General features: G+C 67.5%; 14 protein-coding genes. 6 read left to right on the top strand and 8 right to left on the bottom strand.

The genetic code is table 11. The features are described from left to right. Nucleotides 1-128 precede the first annotated feature (128 nt). Both F3H32_RS14045 and F3H32_RS14040 read left to right on the top strand, forming a co-directional pair. Nucleotides 129-464 carry an STAS domain-containing protein gene (locus F3H32_RS14045; protein WP_149766377.1) on the top strand — a complete coding sequence of 112 codons (336 nt, stop codon included), beginning with the start codon at nucleotides 129-131 and terminating at the stop codon, nucleotides 462-464. Next, nucleotides 461-1,051, top strand: a complete 591-nt coding sequence (locus F3H32_RS14040) for an ATP-binding protein (RefSeq protein ID WP_149766376.1) — start codon at nucleotides 461-463, stop codon at nucleotides 1,049-1,051. Before F3H32_RS14045 ends, F3H32_RS14040 begins: the two co-directional genes overlap by 4 nt. Here F3H32_RS14040 and hspQ read toward each other — a convergent pair. From hspQ to F3H32_RS14015, 5 genes are all read right to left on the bottom strand, one after another. Beyond that, nucleotides 1,024-1,356, bottom strand: coding sequence for a heat shock protein HspQ (gene hspQ / locus F3H32_RS14035; RefSeq protein WP_149766375.1), 333 nt, complete (start codon nucleotides 1,354-1,356; stop codon nucleotides 1,024-1,026). The two genes, F3H32_RS14040 and hspQ, sit on opposite strands and share 28 nt — an antisense overlap. A gap of 297 nt (nucleotides 1,357-1,653) precedes the next feature. Then, nucleotides 1,654-3,282, bottom strand: coding sequence for a Na/Pi cotransporter family protein (locus tag F3H32_RS14030; RefSeq protein WP_149766374.1), 1,629 nt, complete (start codon nucleotides 3,280-3,282; stop codon nucleotides 1,654-1,656). A gap of 145 nt (nucleotides 3,283-3,427) precedes the next feature. After that, nucleotides 3,428-4,156: a metallophosphoesterase gene (locus F3H32_RS14025; protein WP_149766373.1), complete on the bottom strand. Its 729-nt coding sequence runs from the start codon at nucleotides 4,154-4,156 to the stop codon at nucleotides 3,428-3,430. Nucleotides 4,157-4,208: 52 nt separating this feature from the next. Then, on the bottom strand, nucleotides 4,209-5,798 hold the full coding sequence (serA, locus tag F3H32_RS14020; RefSeq protein ID WP_149766372.1) for a phosphoglycerate dehydrogenase: 1,590 nt from the start codon (nucleotides 5,796-5,798) through the stop codon (nucleotides 4,209-4,211). Between the two features lie 115 nt (nucleotides 5,799-5,913). Beyond that, entirely contained in the window at nucleotides 5,914-7,068 is a 1,155-nt protein-coding gene (locus tag F3H32_RS14015) for a phosphoserine transaminase (protein ID WP_149766371.1), read from the bottom strand. Nucleotides 7,069-7,261: 193 nt separating this feature from the next. On the opposite strand from F3H32_RS14015, the gene serB reads away from it, so the two are divergent. The 3 genes from serB to F3H32_RS14000 all read left to right on the top strand — a co-directional run bounded on the left by serB (nucleotide 7,262) and on the right by F3H32_RS14000 (nucleotide 10,457). Next, nucleotides 7,262-8,137 carry a phosphoserine phosphatase SerB gene (gene serB, locus F3H32_RS14010; protein ID WP_149766370.1) on the top strand — a complete coding sequence of 292 codons (876 nt, stop codon included), beginning with the start codon at nucleotides 7,262-7,264 and terminating at the stop codon, nucleotides 8,135-8,137. 104 nt (nucleotides 8,138-8,241) lie between these two features. After that, nucleotides 8,242-8,934, top strand: coding sequence for a CDP-alcohol phosphatidyltransferase family protein (locus F3H32_RS14005; RefSeq protein WP_115754160.1), 693 nt, complete (start codon nucleotides 8,242-8,244; stop codon nucleotides 8,932-8,934). A gap of 53 nt (nucleotides 8,935-8,987) precedes the next feature. Next, nucleotides 8,988-10,457: an ABC transporter substrate-binding protein gene (locus F3H32_RS14000; RefSeq protein WP_149766369.1), complete on the top strand. Its 1,470-nt coding sequence runs from the start codon at nucleotides 8,988-8,990 to the stop codon at nucleotides 10,455-10,457. Between the two features lie 62 nt (nucleotides 10,458-10,519). On the opposite strand, the gene F3H32_RS13995 is transcribed toward F3H32_RS14000, so the two are convergent. The 3 genes from F3H32_RS13995 to F3H32_RS13985 all read right to left on the bottom strand — a co-directional run bounded on the left by F3H32_RS13995 (nucleotide 10,520) and on the right by F3H32_RS13985 (nucleotide 12,925). Beyond that, on the bottom strand, nucleotides 10,520-11,431 hold the full coding sequence (locus tag F3H32_RS13995; RefSeq protein ID WP_149766368.1) for a lytic transglycosylase domain-containing protein: 912 nt from the start codon (nucleotides 11,429-11,431) through the stop codon (nucleotides 10,520-10,522). Between the two features lie 42 nt (nucleotides 11,432-11,473). Beyond that, nucleotides 11,474-12,067: a hypothetical protein gene (locus F3H32_RS13990; protein WP_149766367.1), complete on the bottom strand. Its 594-nt coding sequence runs from the start codon at nucleotides 12,065-12,067 to the stop codon at nucleotides 11,474-11,476. Between the two features lie 114 nt (nucleotides 12,068-12,181). Further along, nucleotides 12,182-12,925 carry a L,D-transpeptidase gene (locus F3H32_RS13985; protein WP_149766366.1) on the bottom strand — a complete coding sequence of 248 codons (744 nt, stop codon included), beginning with the start codon at nucleotides 12,923-12,925 and terminating at the stop codon, nucleotides 12,182-12,184. Between the two features lie 312 nt (nucleotides 12,926-13,237). Between F3H32_RS13985 and F3H32_RS13980 the strand changes: the two genes are divergently transcribed. Beyond that, on the top strand, nucleotides 13,238-13,498 hold the full coding sequence (locus F3H32_RS13980) for a GlsB/YeaQ/YmgE family stress response membrane protein (protein WP_149766365.1): 261 nt from the start codon (nucleotides 13,238-13,240) through the stop codon (nucleotides 13,496-13,498). Nucleotides 13,499-13,543 lie beyond the last annotated feature (45 nt).

The following is a 13,543-nucleotide window of genomic DNA, read 5'->3' as shown; positions in this document are numbered from 1 at the left end:
GCCATGCGGTCCGAAAAGACCGATACATCCTTTGAGGCCATGATCTACGCTGTGGCAGCCCTGATCAACTCACGATGAATCTCAACAGACCCTAAAACGGATGCAGACCGAAACAGCGGAAAGCCAAGATGCAACTGACATTGCTGCCCCAGCCGGATGGGCTGACGATCCGCGTCGACGAAAAACGCCTCGACGCCGCCATTGCCACCGCCTTCAAGGACAGCGTGCGCAGCATGATTGCCGGCGGCGGGCCACAGGTGACGCTGGACCTGTCCGGGGTGGACTTCCTGGACAGTTCCGGCCTTGGCGCGGTGATCGCCATCTACAAGGCGATGCCGGCGGGGCGAACGCTGACGCTGGCCGGCCTGACGCCGAATGTCGAGCGGGTCTTTCAACTGACGCGGATGGATACGGTGCTGACCATCCGCAAGGCCGACCCCAGACAGCAGGACCCGCAAGGATGACCGCCGCCTCTGAACAGGCCGCAAAGCGGCTTCGCCAGCCGCCGCCCGGCCGCAAGCCGATGGTGCACCGCATCTTCCGCGCCGATCCCGCGACCGTGCGCGCCGCCTTGCAGTTCCTGCGCGAAAGATTCGACGGCAGCGCCGAGGACGAGGTGATCTCGAAGCTGGAACTGGCGCTGGCCGAGGTTCTGAACAATATCTGCGAACATGGCACCCGGCACGAGGCCGTGCGCCTTGGCGGCCGGCCCCATGCGCCGCTGATCCATCTTTGCGTGGCGCGCCACGTGGGCGGCATCGCCTGTGCGGTGACGGATGACGGCCGGCCGCTGCCGGCCTCTTGCCTGGAAAGCCACAGCCTGCCCTGGACCGGCCCGCCGCCCCAGGATGCCGAGGCGATCCTGCTGCTGCCCGAAGGCGGCTTCGGCTGGTTCCTGATCCAGGAACTGACCGCCTCGCTCAGCTATTTCCGCGAAGGGCGGCGCAATTTCCTGGCCTTCATCGTCCCCGTGACCGAGCCGCTGCTGACCGCCGGCGCAGCCCCGCAGCAGGGCGAAGGCGATCAGTTCAGCCCGAATTGCAGCGGATAGCGGCCATCCTGGAATTCGCCGAACATCTCGGTGACTTCAGGATGCTCCAGCGGCTCGCCGGAATGGTCGGCGACCAGGTTCTGTTCCGATACATAGGCGACGTAAAACGTGGCCTCGGTTTCGGCATAAAGATGATAAAAAGGCTGGTTGCGCGACGGGCGCGCATCCTCGGGAATGGATTCGTACCATTCCTCGGTATTGGCGAATTCCGGGTCCACGTCAAAGACCACCCCGCGGAACGGATGTTCGCGGTGGCGCACGACCTGGCCCAGATTGTATTTCGCGGTCTTGGACGGAATCCGCATCTCACCGTTCCTGTTTGGCGGGGCTCTTACAACCCTTGGACGCCACTGTCCACCGCCCGGCGGCAAACTGCCGGCACGGCACGAGCCGAAGGGGCATCAGTTCCCCCCGGACAGACCGCGCGCCCGCTGCATTTCTGCGCGGCCCCCCGGCGCGGCACCCTTGCGCCGCCCATCGGCGCGGAGCGGGCCGAATTGTCAGCGGCGCGGCCGGTGGACGCCCGGCATCCCGGCGTCTTCGTTGCGGCGGCGCGCATCACGTCCCGCCATCACCGGCGGATATGGCTGCGACGCAGCCGCCTAGCCGCTTTTCAGCCGGCTTTCGTTCAGCAGGTCGGCTTCGTCCAGGATCGGATGCGCGACCGAGGCGATATGCGCGTTCACCCGCTTCAGGTCGCGCAGGATGTCCAGATGCAGCGACGAGGTTTGCTGGCTTTCCGCGCGCCCCTCGCGCAGCCGCGTCAGGTGGCGCTGCGCCGACAGCCGCTCCAGCCGCCGGATCTCGACCTTTTCCTCCATCAATTGCCGCGCCAGGTCGCGGTCGCGGGTCATGAACACGGTCTGGGCAAGGCGCAGGTTCTCGATGGTCATCAGGAACAGCCCGTCCAGTTCGCGATAGCCCTCGTCGGAAAAGCGCAGCGACAGCGCCGCTTTCTTGCGGATCTCGGGGGCCAGCCCCTTGTCGATGATGTCGCCCACATGTTCCAGGTTGATCACATAGTCCAGGATGGTGATCGCTTGGCGGCGCTGATCCTCGCCCGCTTCGCGGCCCAGGCGGGACAGGAAGCTTTTCACCTCCTGCTGCATGCGATCCACGCGCTCTTCCAGGACCGCGACCTCGGCCAGGGGGGCATCGTCGCCGCGGGCAAAGGCGGTGCGGCCCTGGTGCAGCATCCGTTCGACAACGTCGCCGACCGCCAGCGCCGCGCGGCCGGCCCGCGCCAGCGCCACGGCGGGCGTGTCCAGCGCCTGACCGTCCAGAAGCTGCGCCTCGATCGGCGGCGGCGCCTCCTGCGGGGGCAGGATCAGCGCGGAAAGCCGGGTGATCAGCCCCGAAAACGGCCAGATCGCCGCGGCAAGCGCCAGGTTGAAGGCCAGATGCGCCTCGACCGCCAGCCCGGTCTCGGGCAGGGGGACGGCGGTCAGAAGCTGTGCCGCCTGGCCGGCCAGGGGCAAGGCGACAAGGCAGCCCAGGCCCCGCACGATCAGGTTGCCCAGCGCGACGCGGCGCGCCGGCATGCCCTGCCCCGCCGTCGCCAGCACCGGCGGAACCGCGCCGCCCAGATTGGCGCCCAGCACCAGCACCACGGTCAGCGCCGGCTCCACCCCCAGGGACAGGACCAGCATCACCACGGCAAGCGAGGAGGAACAGATCACCGCCAGCCCCGCCGCGATGGCCAGCGCCACCGGCCAGGCATCCCCCAGCATGGCCAGAAAGGCCGCCATGGCCGCCGAATCTCGCAGGGGCTGGGTCGCCTGGCCCAGCAGGCCCAGCGACATCAGCATCAATGCGATGCCGATCAACGCCAGCCCGCCGCCCGACCAGCCCCGGCCGTCGCGCCGGCGCATGCCATAGCCCGCCAGCAGCAGCACCGGCACCAGCGCCTCGATCCCCGAAGCGACGATCCAGGCGGTCAGCGCCGTGCCCAGGTTGGCGCCCAGCAACACGACCTGGGCCATCCGCGGCCGGATCATGCCGCGATCGACGAACGAGGCCGTCATCAGCGCCGTCGCGGTCGAGCTTTGCAGCCCCAGCGTCGCCACCAGCCCCGAGGCAAAGGCGCGCAGCCCGTTGCGCGTGCCCCGCCCCAGCACCATCTTGAGCTTGACCCCGAATGCGCGCACCATCCCGTCGCGCACCAGCCCCAGCCCGAACAGCAGCAACGCCACGGCCCCGGCCAGATGGAAGATGACGGAAAGCGACTGCACGGCACCCCACCCGCTGACGCGCCGCAGGGGCGCCTGGCCCGATATTCGGCCCGCCAAAGGCATCGGTCAATGGATGCCGGCGATCTAAGACATTTCCCGCTGATGCGGCGCGCCGGTTCAAGCCGGCCGGTTCAGGGCGGCCGGTTCAGGGCGCGGCGATGGGTTCGCGCCCGCTTTCGGTCAAGAGATGCAGCCCGTCCTCGTCAAAGACCACCGCGCTCAGCGGTCCGCCATAGGCCGCGCCGGTGTCGATCGCCAGGCGGTTGCCGAAATGCGTCACCTGCTTGACCGGGCTGTGGCCATGCACGACCAGCAGGCCGTGATCGCCGGCATGGTCCAGGAAACCCTTGCGGATCCAGACCATGTCGTGTTCGGACTGCTGCGACAGGTCGATGCCGGGCCGGATGCCGGCATGGACGAACAGCGCCTGCGGGGCCAGGTGCCACAGCGGCAACCCCTCCAGCCAGGACAGATGCGCCTCGGGCATGGCGCGCATCATGTCGGCATGGGTGCGGGCATGGTCGCGGATCTCGACCCCGTATGACGCCAGCGTCTCGGCCGCCCCCAGCAGCGGATGGTCAAGCCAATGCCGCCCCGAGGCCAGGCCGGGGTCGATCCAGTCCGGCTGCCGGGCAAAGCGCGGCGGATAGCGGTCGTGATTACCCTTGAGCACGATCCACGGCCGCCCCTGGGCCTGGCCGCGCAGCAGGTAATCCACCACGCCGCGCGAATCGGGCCCGCGGTCCACCAGGTCGCCGACATGGACCAGCGTGCCGCCGCCGCCCCGCGCCGCGTCGTCGCGGGCGATCAGGTCATGCACCGCCTTCAGCGGTTCCAGATAGCCGTGAATGTCGCCGATGGCATAGGTCCGCATGACGCCTCCGCAAATGAAAACCCCCGGAGCCTAGTCCGGGGGTTCGCCAGGTTCAAACCTCGAATTGCAGCGGCCGCACCTGAAGAAATTTGTCGGTGGCGCGAAGCGCCTCCAGCGCCTCGGGCTTCAGCGTCTCGTCCAGGTAAAGGATGGCGATGGCATCGTCCCCGGTCTTGGTCCGGCCCAGGGTGAAATTGGCGATGTTCACGCCCAGGTCGCCCAGCGTCATGCCCAGCGCGCCGATGACACCCGGCACGTCGCGGTTGCGGGTGTAAAGCATATGCCGGCCGATCTCGGCATCGACATTGATGCCGCGGATCTGGATGAAGCGCGGCTTGCCGTCGCTGAACACCGTGCCGGCGATGGACCGCTCGCGCGTCTCGGTGACCACGGTGGCCTTGATATAGCCGTCGAAGACCCCGGTCTTGGCCTGGGTGGTCGTCGCCACCTGCACCCCGCGCTCGGCAGCCATCACCGGGGCCGAGACCATGTTCACGTCCGGATTGGCGGCCTTCATCACCCCGGCGATCACCGCCGCATTCAGCGCCTTGAGGTTCATTTCCGCCGCGACGCCGTCGTAAAGCACGTTGATCGCCTGGATCGGCTCATCGGTCATCTGGCCGATAAAGGCGCCCAGATGCCCGGCCAGCTTGATCCAAGGGCCCATCACCGCCGCCTCCTCGGCCGTGACCGAGGGCATGTTCAGCGCATTCTGCACCGCGCCGGTCAGCAGGTAGTCCGACATCTGCTCGGCGACCTGCAAGGCGACATTCTCCTGCGCTTCGGTGGTCGAGGCACCCAGATGCGGCGTCACCACCACATTGGGCAGGCCGAACAGCGGGCTTTCGGTGGCGGGCTCGGTGGCAAAGACGTCCAGCGCCGCCCCGGCGACATGGCCCGATTTCAACAGATCGGCCAGCGCATCTTCGTCGATCAGCCCGCCGCGCGCCGCATTGACGATGCGCACGCCCTTCTTGGTCTTGCCCAGGTTCTCGCGCGACAGGATGTTGCGGGTCTTGTCGGTCAGCGGCACATGCAGGGTGATGAAATCGGCGCGGGCCAGCAACTCGTCCAGCTCGGCCTTTTTCACGCCCATTTCCTTGGCCCGCTCCTCGGACAGGAAGGGGTCATAGGCCAGCACCTTCATCTTCAGCCCCAGCGCCCGGTCGATGACGATGGAGCCGATATTCCCCGCCCCGATGATGCCCAGCACCTTGTTGAAGACTTCGACCCCCATGAAGCGGTTCTTCTCCCATTTGCCGCCATGGGTCGAGACGCTGGCCTCGGGCAATTGCCGGGCCACGGCAAACATCAGCGCGATGGCATGCTCGGCGGTGGTGACGCTGTTGCCGAAGGGCGTGTTCATCACGATCACGCCCTTTTTCGACGCGGCCGGAATATCGACATTGTCGACGCCGATCCCGGCGCGGCCGATCACCTTCAGGTTGGTGGCGTCCTCCAGCAGCTTGGCCGTCACCTTGGTCGCCGAACGGATCGCCAGCCCGTCATACTGGCCGATGATCTCGGCAAGCTTTTCCTTGTCCTTGCCGACATCCGGCAAGTAATCCACCTCGACGCCGCGGTCGCGAAAGATCTGGACGGCGGTTTCCGAAAGCTTGTCCGAAACAAGAACCTTGGGCATTTCTCTATCCTCTGGATATGCGGGGGCCGGCGGCGGGCACCAGAGGCCCATCCGGCTTTCACCGTTTCACAAATACTCCGGGGGGGGTGCGGGGGGCAGCGCCCCCCGTTCACCGTCAGGCGGCTTGCGCCTGCGCCTCGATCTCGGCCTCGAAGGCATGTTCGATCCAGGGCATCAGCGCCGCGACATCACCGGCCTCGACGGTCGAGCCGCACCAGATGCGCAGGCCGGGCGGCGCGTCGCGATAGGCGCCGGCATCCAGCGCCACGCCCTCTTTCTCCAGCCGCTTGGCGACGGCCTTGGCAAAGGCGGCGCCGTCCTTGATGCGCGGATCGGTGAATTTCAGGCACACGCTCGTGGTCGAGGCGGTGGCCGGATCTTCGGCCAGGTCGGCGATCCAGTCCTTGCCGGCGATGAAGTCGCGCACGGCCTTGGCATTCGCCTCGGCCCGCGCCACCAGCGCCTTGCGGCCGCCGATGGATTGCGCCCATTTCAGCGCCACCAGGTAATCCTCGACGCACAGCATCGAGGGCGTGTTGATGGTCTCGCCCTTGAAGATGCCCTCGATCAGCTTGCCGCCCTTGGTCATGCGGAAAATCTTCGGCAGCGGCCAGGCGGGAACATGGCTTTCCAGCCGCTCGACCGCGCGGGGCGACAGGATCAGCACGCCATGCGCGCCCTCTCCGCCCAGCACCTTCTGCCAGGAAAAGGTCACGACATCCAGCTTGTCCCAGGGCAGGTCCATCGCGAAGGCGGCCGAGGTGGCGTCGCAGATGGTCAGCCCGGCGCGGTCCGCGGGGATCGCGTCGCCATTCGGCACCCGCACGCCCGAAGTGGTGCCGTTCCAGGTAAAGACCACGTCATTGTCGAAATCGACCTGGGCGAAATCCACGATCTTGCCGTAATCGGCCTTGCGGACCGTCGCATCCAGCTTGAGCTGCTTGACCACATCCGTGACCCAGCCCTCGCCGAAGCTTTCCCAGGCCAGCATCTCGACGCGGCGCGCACCCAGCAGCGACCACAGCGCCATCTCGACGGCGCCGGTGTCCGAGGCGGGAACGATGCCGATGCGGTAATCCGCCGGCACGCCCAGAACCTCGCGGGTCAGGTCGATGGCTTCGGCCAGCTTGGCCTTGCCCACGGCGGCGCGATGCGACCGGCCCAGCGGCGCGTCGGCTAGCATGTCCAGCGAGAAATTGGGAATCTTGGCACAGGGGCCCGAAGAAAAGCGCGGATTGGCCGGCCGCGCGGCCGGAGCAGTCTTGCCCATGATGTTAGCCTTCCAGCTATAAGCGCCGCGTTGGGGCGGCGTGTCCCGCTGACGGCCTTAGCGCCCTGGGAAGATTCCCGCAAGAAAAATTTTCGGGTTCTGCATGCGACAGTTTTTCCGCATGAATCCGACTGATTGATCCCCCGCACCGCTTTGGCTAGTGCTGCGGGAAACAATCGCCAAGGGGGCCCGCATGTTCACCGTCACCATCCTTGCCGCGCCGGATCGCGCGGACCTGCCCGCGGCGCTGGTCGACGATCTGCGCCGCGCCTGGGATGGCGGCCACGCGCTGTGGCTGGCCCAGGGCATCGCCGCCGAATTTCCCCTTGCCGCCGAGCCGGGGGATTTCTGGCAGGCCTGGGAACGGCTCCAGGCCCAGGGTTTCGACCTGGCGATCCAGCCGACCCCGGGCCGGCGCAAGGCGGTGCTGCTGGCCGACATGGACTCGACCATGATCCAGCAGGAATGCATCGACGAGCTGGCCGATGTCGCCGGCGTGGGCGAGCGCGTCGCCGCCATCACCGCCCGCGCCATGAACGGAGAGCTGAATTTCCACGAAGCCCTGCTGGCCCGTGTCGGCCTGTTGGCGGGCCTGTCGGAAACCGCCATTCCCCAGGTGCTTGACCAGCGCATCACCCTGGCGCCGGGCGGCCGGCAACTGGTCGCCACCATGCGCGCACAGGGCGCCTATGCCGCGCTGGTCTCGGGCGGGTTCACCGATTTCACCGGCCCGGTCGCCGGCGCGCTGGGTTTCGACGAACATCGCGCCAACACGCTTTTGGCCGATGAAGGCGTGCTGACCGGCCATGTCGCCCTGCCGATCCTGGGCCGCGAGGCCAAGGTCCAGGCGCTGCGCGACATCACCGCCGCCCGCGGCCTGACCCCCGCCGACGTGCTGGCGGTGGGCGACGGCGCCAATGACCTGGACATGCTGAAACTGGCCGGGATGGGGGTGGCGCTGCATGCAAAGCCGGTGGTCGCGGCCCAGGTCAGCCTGCGAATCAACCATGGCGACCTGACCGCGCTGCTTTACCTGCAAGGCTATGCGGCCGAGGAATTTGCCCCCTAGCCGCTGCCTTCGCGGCGCCCGCTCCCCCGCGTCACCGCGCGGCAAAGGCGGGCGGCGCATCGCGCGAACTTGCGATCATGGCCGTTCGGTGACAGAAGCAGGGGATGAATCCGCGCCTCAAAGCCCTGACCGTCCACCTGCTGACCGCGACCGGAGCGGTGCTGTCCATGCTTGCCCTGCTGGCCGCCGTGCGGGGCGAATGGTCGCAGATGTTCCTGTGGCTGGTCGTCGCGCTGATCGTGGACGGCGTCGACGGCCCGCTCGCGCGGCGCTATCACGTCAAGACCAACTGGCCGACCTATGACGGCGTGTTGATGGACCTGATCATCGACTACCTGACCTATGTCTTCATCCCGGCCTATGCGCTGTTCATGTCGGGGCTCTTGCCGGGCTGGACCGGCTGGATCGCGATCATCGCCATCACCTATGGCAGCGTGATCTATTTCGCCGACACCCGGATGAAGACCCGCGACAATTCCTTTGCCGGCTTCCCGGCTTGCTGGAACATGGTGGTGCTGGTGCTTTTCGCGCTGAACCCGAATTTCTGGCTGACGCTTGCGGTCGTGGTGGCGCTGGCGCTGGCCATGTTCACCAATCTCAAGTTCATCCACCCGGTCAGGACGGAACGCTGGCGCCTGGTCTCGCTGCCCGTGACCGCGGCCTGGGTGGGCTTTTCGGTCTGGGCGGTGCTGGTCGATTTCCACCCCGAAAGCTTTGCCCGCTGGGGGCTTTTGCTAAGCTCGCTGTGGCTGGTCTTTGCCGGCCTGGTCCAGCAGGCGACCGAGCGGCGGGCTTGATCGCCGGGCATTTTGCCCGGAAAGTGCGCCCTGGACCAACCAAAGGGGCAGGAATGTTCGGAAAACTCATGCAGGCGGCCGCGGCGGCGGCCATGCTGGCCACGCCGGCGCTGGCAGCGCCGGATTCGATCACGCTGGCCATGGTGCTGGAGCCGCCGAACCTGGACCCGACCGGCGGCACCGCCGCCGCCATCGACGAGGTGGTCTATGCCAATCTCTTCGAGGGGCTGACCCGCATCGCCCCCGACGGCAGCGTCATCCCCGGCCTGGCCGAAAGCTGGAACAGCGACGACGGCCGGACCTACACGTTCCACCTGCGCCCCGGCGTGACCTTCCATGACGGCGCCGCCTTCGACGCGCAGGACGTGGTCTTCTCGCTCGACCGCGCCCGCGCCGCGGACAGCACCAATGCGCAAAAGGCCCTGTTCGAGGGGATCGAGACGGTCGAGGCGATCGACCCCCAGACCGTCCGCGTGACGCTCAAGTCCCCGGACGGCGGCTTTCCGTTCAAGATGGCCTGGGGCGATGCGGTGATGGTCGATCAGGCCAGCATCAAGGACATCGCCACCCATCCGGTCGGCACCGGCCCCTTCCGCTTTGGCGAATGGCGGCAGGGCGACCGCATCAGGCTTGACGCCTATGACGGCTATTGGGGCGAAAAGCCGGCGCTGAACACCGCGACCTTCCGCTTCATCTCGGACCCCAGCGCCGCCTTTGCCGCGATGATGGCGGGCGATATCGACGCCTTCCCGATCTATCCCGCGCCCGAAACCCTGCCGCAACTGCAAGCCGATCCGCGCTTCAAGGTGCTGGTCGGCACCACCGAGGGCGAGACGATCCTGGCCATGAACCACAAGCACCCGGCCCTGGCCGACGCAAAGCTGCGCAAGGCCATCGCCCATGCGATCAACCGCCAGGAAATCATCGACGGCGCCATGTTCGGCCATGGCACGCCCATCGGCACGCATTTCGCGCCGCACCATCCCGATTACGTCGACCTGACCGAAAAATCGCAATACGACCCCGAACTGTCCAAGCGGCTTCTGGCCGAGGCGGGGGCAAAGATCCCGACCCTGCGCCTGGCCCTGCCCCCCACCCCCTATGCCCGCCGCGGCGGCGAGATCGTGGCGGCCGAACTGCGCGCCGTGGGTATCCAGACGCAGATCACCAACATGGAATGGGCGCAATGGCTGGAACAGGTGTTCAAGAACGCCGATTACGACCTAACCATCATCAGCCATGTCGAGCCGATGGATATCGGCATCTACGCCCGCAAGGATTATTACTTCAACTACCGCAACCCGGCCTTTGACCAGGTGATGGCCCGGCTCGACGCCGCCACCGACGCGGCCGAACGCTCGGCCCTGCTGAAACAGGCGCAGGAAATCCTGGCCGACGACCATGCCAACGCCTTCCTGTTCCAGATGGCCAAGACCGGGGTCGCCAAGGCGGAGATCGAGGGGCTGTGGGAAAACGCCCCCATGCCGGCCAACGACCTGACCGCGGTGCGCTGGAAGGATTAGGGGGCGCCCGCTTTCACCGTTTCCCAAATACTCAAGAAACGCCGCCAGCCGCGCGGCGTTTTTCAGTTCTTCAGCACCAGGCAGCGGCCGCCCAGGCCGCGCAGCCGGTTGCAAAAGGCATGCGCCTCGGTCTTCGAGGAATAGCCGATCTGCGCGGTATAAAGCTTCTTCGGCCCGCCCGAAACGCGGCGGTGGACATAGCTCACGCGCTTGCCGCCCAGGATCGGCCGCATCTGCCGGTTCAGCCGCGCCACCTGCGCGCTGACGCCCGAGCGGCTGGGATGGGTGGCGACGATCACGCCCCAGGGCCAGGGATGGTCGGGGGTCAGGAACTCGCGCAGCTTGCGCGTGCCGGCCAGGTCGATGCAGGCGGCGCGGAACGGCCGTTCCTTGTCCAGCCGCACGTCCAGCCGCTTTGGCGGGTCGTCGCGCCAGATCCCGGCGGTCTGGCCGGTGATGGCCTGGACGTAATCCTGCGTCTCCCAGGGCAGGCCGCCGCCTTGCGCGACGAAGCGCGCGGCGCGGTTCTCGCCACCGTTATAGGCTACGGCGGCCAGCCCGACATTGCCGAAGCTCGCGGTCAGCGTCGCCAGGTAGCGGGCCGAGGCCGCGATGGCCTTGGCCGGGTTGAAGGGATCGTCCAGCCCGACCATCTCGGCGGTGCCGGGCATGAACTGCGCAATCCCCATGGCCCCGACAGGGCTGATCGCGCCCGGCTCGAACAGGCTTTCCTTCCACAAAAGCCGGGCAAGGAAATGCGGGTCCAGGCCGTGCTTGCCCGCCTCTTGCTCGATGGCGCCGCAAACATCGGGCACATAGCTTTCCAGCGAGATGCAGGTCAGCCCGTCATCCGTGCAGCGCAGCCGGTCCGAGGCGCGCGGCACCGGCCGGTCCGACAGCGCATCGGACGCCTCATCGGCGGGGGCCGCGGTCGCGGCCAGGGCGGTGGCAAGGGCCAGAAGCAAACGGCGCATGGGCGGGACTCGGGGGCGAAGGGTGGGACGGCGGCGGCGGGATCAGCCCGCCTGCTTGTTCCGGCCGGGCTTGCCGCCGCCCTTGCCGTTCCCCTTGCCGTCGCCCTTGCCGCCCTTGTCCATGCGCGCTGCCCCGTCATCGTCGCGGCGGCCGGGCTTGACGGCCTGGTCGGCGGGTTTCGCGGCGGCGGATCGGGCGGCCTTGCGCTCGGCCTTGGCGGCGTCCTTCGCGGCCTGTTTCGCGGCCTTGCGTTCGGCCTTCTCGTCTTCCTTCAGGCGCTTGCGCTCGGCTTTCTCAGCCTCTTTGATGCGCTGCCGTTCGGCCTTGCCGGGCTTGGCCGCGCCCGGACGCACCGCGTCCGCATCCGGCGGCGCAGCGTCGGGGTCGGCCGCGGGGACGGGCATCTGGTCCTGCGCCTTGCGGCTGCGCTTTTCGGCGGCGGCGCGGCGCATGGCCTGGGCCAGCGCCTTGCCTGCCGCGTCGTCCTGGGGACGGGCCTTCATGGCGCGAAGGTCACGCTGCAACGCATTCAGCGCCGCCGTTTCCAGAAGGCGCAGCCCCGCGAGCTTGGTCTGTTCGACCAGCGCGTCAAGGTCGCGCAAGGCGATGTCGGTTTCGTCGGCGGCCTTGGCCATGGCATTCCCCCTTAAGCGCGCGTTGCGCGGGAATTTGCCACGAGCCGCGCCCGCTGACCAGAGAAGAACACCCGGCCGCACCCGGCCGGCTGCACAAATGCCGATAGGCCGGGCTTATTGCACGGGTTCGGCGGCGGCGGTCTCGACCTCGCCCGCGGGCGCCAGGTAGCCGTTGGGCAGTTCGACCAGCGGCCCTTCCAGCGCCAGGCTTTCGGCGCGGGTGCGGACCTTGACCGGCGCGCCCTTGGGGATCTGCTCGAAAAGGTCCATGATGTCCTGGTTGAACAGGCGGATGCAGCCCGCCGATGTCGCCTTGCCGACCGAGGACGGGTCCATGGTGCCATGGATGCGATACATGGTGTCGCGGCTGCCCTTGTAAAGATAAAGCGCCCGCGATCCCAGCGGGTTGTCCACCCCGCCCGGCAAGCCGCCCCGAAGCGGGCGGTAAAGTTCGGGCTGGGTGCGGACCATGTTCGCGGTGGGCGTCCAGCTTGGCCAGGCGTGTTTCCGGCCGATGGTCGCGGTGCCCTGGAAGTTCTTGCCCGCCTGGCCGACCGCGACGCCGTAGCGCATCGCCTCGCCATTGCCCAGCACGTGATAAAGGAAACGGGCATAGGGATCGACGACGATGGTGTCCGCCGCTTCCGGCCCGTTATAGGGCACGCGCTGGCGGCGGTTGCGCTCGGTCAGATAGGCGGTGCGGACGGCGTTGATCTCGATCGGCTCGCCGTTCGGGCCGGTGTCGGTCCGCGCGCCGTAATGGCCCTGGCCAAGCGGCGACGGGGTCGAGGTCTGGGGCGTGGGCCCGCAGGCGGCAAGGCCAAGGCCCATCGCCAGCAAAAGCGAAGCAAGGCGCATCAATATTTCCCTTCGTAGCGCGCCGCGCCCTGGGACGCGGCTGTGGCAGCTTGTGAACATGCGTCCAAGGACGCGCCCGGCCCGAGCAGGGGGCGGGCTGGGGTTGCAACGCTTTATCAGCCCGTCCGGTTCTGCGCCGTCAAGCCTTTGGGACCGCGCCACAGCGCAATCGTTGCCGAACTGTTACGCAAAGGCGGGTTTTTCCGCAGGGGCGGCGACAAAACCAGTCGGTTCGGAACCCGCAACCGGCGGGCGACGTTGCCTTGCCGCATCGGCCAAGTGCCGCAACCCCGCAAGGAAAGGAAGCTTTTCATGACCCTGACCGCCTTGCTTGTCACTCTTATCATCGGCGCGATCGCCGGCTGGCTTGCCGGCCTGATCGTCAAGGGCCACAGCCAGGGCCTGCTGATGAACATCGTCGTCGGCATCCTGGGCGCCGTCATTGCCGGCTGGCTGTTTCCCATGCTGGGCCTGGGCATGGGCGCATCCGCGCCGATCCTGGGCACGATCATCTTTGCCACCATCGGCGCGGTGATCCTGCTGGTGGTGCTGCGGCTTATCCGGCAGGCGTGAGGAAACCAACGCAAAAAGGGGCCGCCAAGGCCCCTTTTTCCCATG

The organism is Paracoccus thiocyanatus (assembly GCF_900156255.1).
Lineage (GTDB): Bacteria > Pseudomonadota > Alphaproteobacteria > Rhodobacterales > Rhodobacteraceae > Paracoccus > Paracoccus thiocyanatus.
Note: the sequence above shows the minus strand (reverse complement) of the source record. Positions and strands in the feature narration are given on the sequence as shown.

Excerpts from the sequence above, each read along its gene's own strand:
- F3H32_RS14045 (WP_149766377.1), top strand. The coding sequence starts at position 129 with ATGCAACTGACATTGCTGCCCCAGCCGGATGGGCTGACGATCCGCGTC.
- F3H32_RS14040 (WP_149766376.1), top strand. The coding sequence starts at position 461 with ATGACCGCCGCCTCTGAACAGGCCGCAAAGCGGCTTCGCCAGCCGCCG.
- hspQ (WP_149766375.1), bottom strand. The coding sequence starts at position 1,356 with ATGCGGATTCCGTCCAAGACCGCGAAATACAATCTGGGCCAGGTCGTG.
- F3H32_RS14025 (WP_149766373.1), bottom strand. The coding sequence starts at position 4,156 with ATGCGGACCTATGCCATCGGCGACATTCACGGCTATCTGGAACCGCTG.
- serA (WP_149766372.1), bottom strand. The coding sequence starts at position 5,798 with ATGCCCAAGGTTCTTGTTTCGGACAAGCTTTCGGAAACCGCCGTCCAG.
- F3H32_RS14015 (WP_149766371.1), bottom strand. The coding sequence starts at position 7,068 with ATGGGCAAGACTGCTCCGGCCGCGCGGCCGGCCAATCCGCGCTTTTCT.
- serB (WP_149766370.1), top strand. The coding sequence starts at position 7,262 with ATGTTCACCGTCACCATCCTTGCCGCGCCGGATCGCGCGGACCTGCCC.
- F3H32_RS14005 (WP_115754160.1), top strand. The coding sequence starts at position 8,242 with ATGAATCCGCGCCTCAAAGCCCTGACCGTCCACCTGCTGACCGCGACC.
- F3H32_RS14000 (WP_149766369.1), top strand. The coding sequence starts at position 8,988 with ATGTTCGGAAAACTCATGCAGGCGGCCGCGGCGGCGGCCATGCTGGCC.
- F3H32_RS13995 (WP_149766368.1), bottom strand. The coding sequence starts at position 11,431 with ATGCGCCGTTTGCTTCTGGCCCTTGCCACCGCCCTGGCCGCGACCGCG.
- F3H32_RS13990 (WP_149766367.1), bottom strand. The coding sequence starts at position 12,067 with ATGGCCAAGGCCGCCGACGAAACCGACATCGCCTTGCGCGACCTTGAC.
- F3H32_RS13985 (WP_149766366.1), bottom strand. The coding sequence starts at position 12,925 with ATGCGCCTTGCTTCGCTTTTGCTGGCGATGGGCCTTGGCCTTGCCGCC.
- F3H32_RS13980 (WP_149766365.1), top strand. The coding sequence starts at position 13,238 with ATGACCCTGACCGCCTTGCTTGTCACTCTTATCATCGGCGCGATCGCC.